Origin of the sequence: Aromatoleum evansii, assembly GCF_012910805.1 — a bacterium.
Lineage (GTDB): Bacteria > Pseudomonadota > Gammaproteobacteria > Burkholderiales > Rhodocyclaceae > Aromatoleum > Aromatoleum evansii.
Genome location: NZ_WTVK01000123.1, coordinates 1 through 4350, shown reverse-complemented (window position 1 = coordinate 4350; position 4350 = coordinate 1). Strand labels below are relative to the sequence as shown.

General features: G+C 72.7%; 2 protein-coding genes. Both read right to left on the bottom strand.

From position 1 onward, the window contains the following. Window positions 1-3 precede the first annotated feature (3 nt). Window positions 4-2340 (bottom strand): eCIS core domain-containing protein, encoded by a 2337-nt coding sequence (locus GO615_RS27140; RefSeq protein WP_169132965.1) that lies wholly within the window; start codon window positions 2338-2340, stop codon window positions 4-6. Next, window positions 2337-4350: ATP-binding protein (locus tag GO615_RS27135; protein WP_169132964.1), on the bottom strand; the 2014-nt coding region annotated here is incomplete at its 5' end. The genes GO615_RS27135 and GO615_RS27140, both read right to left, overlap by 4 nt.

Genomic DNA, 4350 nt, shown 5'->3' with positions numbered 1-4350 from the left:
AACTTAGGCGACGGCGCTTCCATTGTCGCTGCCCGGTGTCGCGCCCGGTGGGGTGCCGGGGGCGGGCTGCTGCGGCGTCGGCGTGGGCCAGTCGCCCTTGGGCGAGGGGGCGCCGCATTCCATCGCGACCTGCCACTTCGGCTTGTGCAGGCCCAGCGACCACGGCGACTGGGCGGTGATGGTGGCGAGCGCGTTGTGGAAGGTGGCGTAGTGCTGCGGGCGGATCTCGTTGCCGCCGGACATGATGCCGCCATTGTGTTCGCGGATCGCGCCGGGCAGGTGGGCGCCGCTGGCGTCGGTCATGGCCTTGACCATCGCGTCGTGGCCGGTCGGGTCACCGATGTTGGTGCCGGCGGTGGTGTATTCGTCGACCAGGCCCAGTGCGTGGCCCCATTCGTGCAATGCGCCGATCTGGCGCTGGCCGCCGTCGACGAGGAGGTCGACGCGGCGATCCTTGGGTCGGTTCTTGTCGAGCGGGTCGGCTTCGGCGGCGCCGCGGGCGGCGACGTGCACGCGTGTGGGCACGTTGGCGAAGCCGTTGTTGGTGAGGAAGTCGCGCACGGCATTGGCGCGGGATTCGGACAGAGTCTGGTTGTGGCTGACGGTGCCGGAGCCGCTGGTGTGGCCGATGATGTCGACGCGGATCTCCTGGTGCGCGGCGTTGGCGACGGCGCCGTTGTATTTGGCGATGAAGTTGGTGAGCGTGGTCTGGGCGGTGCCGTCGAGCACGGACGAGTCGTGCGCGAACTCGACCGATTCGCGCAGGGTGTCGTAGAAGTTGGGTTCCAGGCCGGTGGCGGAGAGCTTCATGGTCTGGTCGCGCGCGTTGGCGGCGGTGCCGGGGTTGGTGGAGTCGACGGTGCCGAAGCTGGTGAGGTCTTCGCCCGAGGGCATCTTGTAGACGCGCGTGAACATGTGGTCGCTGGCGGCCTGGGCGCGCTTGCCGACGTCGAGGGTGACCTTCACTTCGGCGCCGAGCCAGTTCCAGCGCGGCTTGTTGAGGAAGAAGCTGTGCTTGCCGCTCCAGCCGCCTTCGATGAGGGGCTTGAGCCTGTCGATCCAGGGTTGCTCTTCGGCGTTGTTCCACTGGTAGGCGGCGAGCGCGGTGGCGCGCTGGCCGGCGTCGGCGATGCCGTTGATGCGGGCTGCGAGGGCGGTGAGTTCGGGCGTGCCGCCGAGCAGCGGGTTGGGCGTGGCGACGCCGCCGGCATTGGTGAGCAGGTCCTCGAACTGGATGGCGACACCCTGCTTGATGTCGAGCACGCCTTCGCCTTCCGTCGCGTCCGGCTTGTACTGGGCGTCGAAGCCGCCGCGCCCGGCGGCGCCGACCATGGTCTGCGGGGCGGCGGGATAGGGGCCGGCCTTGGCCCATTTCTCCGCGTCTTCGAGTTCCTTGTTGCACGCGGCCATCGGGTCGGCGGGGGCGCCGCCGCCGCCGAAGAGGTCCTCCCAGAAGTCGCGCTGCAGTTTCGGCGCGGCGCTCTGCGGGCCGCCGGCTGCGGCCTGCTGGCCGACGTGGGTGAGTTCATGCGCGAGGAGTTCGAGGCCGGCATCGCTCTCGGGGGCGTAGCTGCCGGCGGAGAAGTAGACGTCGTTGCCGACGGTGAAGGCGCGTGCGTGCATCTCGGCGCACATCGCGTCGGCCTCGGCGTCGGTGTGGATGCGCACGGCGGAGAGGTCGCGGCCGAGTTGGGCTTCGAGCTTCGCGCGTAGCTCGGGGTCGAGCGGGGTGCCCTGGCCCTGGCGGGCGGCGACGCGTTGCTCGGTTGCGGCGGGCGCGGTCTGGCCGGCGAGGGCGTCGGCGCCGCCGGCGGTGGGCTTGGGAGTGTCGGCGGATTTTTCGCTGCCGGGGGCGGAAGAGGCCTTCTCCGCCCCGCCGGCCGTGGCGGTGGCGGTTTTCTCCTCCTCGCCGGTCGCGGCGGCGCGCATCAGCCGGGGCGCGAGGACCTCCTTCTTCGGCGGGGTGATCGCGGGTTCGAGGCTGCCGCGCGGGGCGGCGCCGCTGCAGGTGGGGCAGGTGGCGCCGGTGCCGTCCTTGGGCGTGCGCAGCGCGCGGCGGACTTCGCCGGCGACCTGATCGGCCTCCTTCTCGGCGGGATCGTCGGGGTGGCTGACGGCGAGTTTGGCCTGCAGGTAGCCGGGGGTGCCGGGGCGTTTTTCCCTGGATGTGCCGCCTTCGTTCGCGGCGGCGGGCGATGGGGTGCCTCCGCTTGCGGTCTGGTCGGCGGCCGGCTTGCCGTCCGCTTCCTTCTGTCCGGCGGGCTTGGCTGCGGGGGTGGCCGATGGCGCCTGTTTCTCCGGCGCGGTCTTGCGGTGCAGGCCGGGGGCGAGCCTGCTCATGCTGTGCCCCGCGCGTGCAGGAGCTGGGGCGGGGGCGTGCGGCCGATCTTGCGGTATTCCTCGATCAGTGCGGCGACGAGTTGTTCGGTGGCGATCGGATGAGTCGCGTCGCTGTCGTCCGCGGTGGCGGGATCGAGGGCCGCGGCCTGCAGTACGGCGTTGCGGATGTGGCCGCCGGGCAGTGTGCAGTAGCTCGCCAACTGGCGGCACAGGGCCGCGTCGGGGGAGCGCCGCCCGAGGTGCGATTGCCAGATGCGCAGGCGTTCCGCCACGCCCGGCGGTGGAAACTCGATGATGGTGTCGAAGCGGCGGGTGAAGGCGCTGTCGATGCGGCCGCGGCTATTACTGGTTAGGACCACGATTCCTGGGTGCTGTTCGATGCGCGTGAGCAGGAAGTTGGTGAGCATGTTGGCGTAGCGCTCGCCGGTCTCCTTGCCTTCGCCGCGTCGGCCGAAGAGGGCGTCGGCCTCGTCGATGAGGAGGATCACGTCGAGCGCGGCGGCTTCGTCAAGGAGGCGGCCGAGGTTCTTCTCGGATTCGCCGATGTACTTGTTCATGACCGCGGAGAGGTCGACGCGGAAGAGCGGCGCGCCGAGCAGCGTCGCCAGGCGGCTCGCGGCGAGCGTCTTGCCGGCCCCGCTTTCGCCGCAGAACAGCGCACGCACGCCCGGCACGGGGTCGGCGAGGCTCGCGCCGAGGCCGTCCGCGAGCGATTCGCGCTGGCGGCAGCGGGCAACGAGGGCGTCGAAGCGTTCGAGGAGCTCGTCGGGCAGCACCAGTTCGTCGGGGCCGACTTCGCGCGTGACCGGTTGGGCGAGCTGGCGCAGGCGTTCGCTGCCGAAGCCGGCGCGCGCGCGGCGCAGATGGGCGAGGCCGGGGGCTTCGCCGCGCACGCGGGCGTCGAGGCGCACGCGCTCGGCGAGGGTGTGCACGGTGGGGCCGTCGAGCAGGGCGTGGCCGGCGAATTCGCGCAGACGGTGGTCGTCGAGCGGTTCGGGGGCGTTTGTGTCGTTGGCTGCGAGGGCGCTGCGCCAAGCGTCGCGGCGTTCCTGCGGGGTGAGCGGCGGCAGGTCGATCTCGACCAGCGCGGGGGCCTCGATCGCGCCGTCGCGGCCGGTGACGAGGAGCAGCGGCACCGCCAGTGCGGGGTGCTCGGGCAGGACGTGGCGCTCGCCGGGGCCGAGCTCCAGCGCCAGCACCGGCAGCCAGCCGGCGTAGCGGCAGGCGGCGGCGAGCGCGGGCTGGCGGGTCCAGGTGGCGGCTTCCATTTGCAGCGGCGGGCGGCCGACGGCGGCGGCCAGCCGCGCGGCGGCGGCGAGTCCGGCCGCGCGGGCACCGCGGAACACGACGTGGCGCGTAGCGCCCGTGCGCAGCATGGTCGCGAGCGAGGGGAGCTGGTCGCAGAAGCTTTGCGGCAGCACGGCCTCGGTGACGGGCAGCGGGGCGGTGTCGCGCCAGGCGCTGGTGTCGCCGCACAGCAGCGCCCACAGTTCGGGGGCGGTGGCGAGCGTGCGAGTGGGCATGGGGCCATCACCGACGATGTCCAGCACGCCGGCGCGCACGAGGCGGTGGTTCGGGAGCGCCAGCGGGGCGAGCGGGGCGCCGAAGAGGGCCTCGCTGGCCGCGGCGATGAGGTGCAGGCCGGGGCGCAGCGCGCCGGGCGACTGCAGCTCGGCGAGCGCGAGGTTGAGCAGGTAGCTCGATTCGTTCTCGCCGCACAGTGCGAGGGCGAACCATTCGTGGAGCTGGAGTTGCAGGTCGGCGAGCAGGCGCCCGAGCGGGCCGCGCAGCTCGGGGGCGGTGCGGGCGAGGGCGACACAGGCGGCGTGCCAGTCGTCGCGCGGGGTGCCGAGCAGGGCGGCGAGGCTGCCTTCGCCCTGGCTTGCGGCGAGGGCGTCGAACACCGCGGAGGGGGCGCCGAGGGAGAGGCGCGCGAAGTGGGTGATGCCGGCATGGACGAAGGCGCGGGAGAGGCGGGCGCCGTCGAGGGGCGTGGCGGCTTGGGGCTGT

Excerpts from the sequence above, each read along its gene's own strand:
- GO615_RS27140 (WP_169132965.1), bottom strand. The coding sequence starts at position 2,340 with ATGAGCAGGCTCGCCCCCGGCCTGCACCGCAAGACCGCGCCGGAGAAA.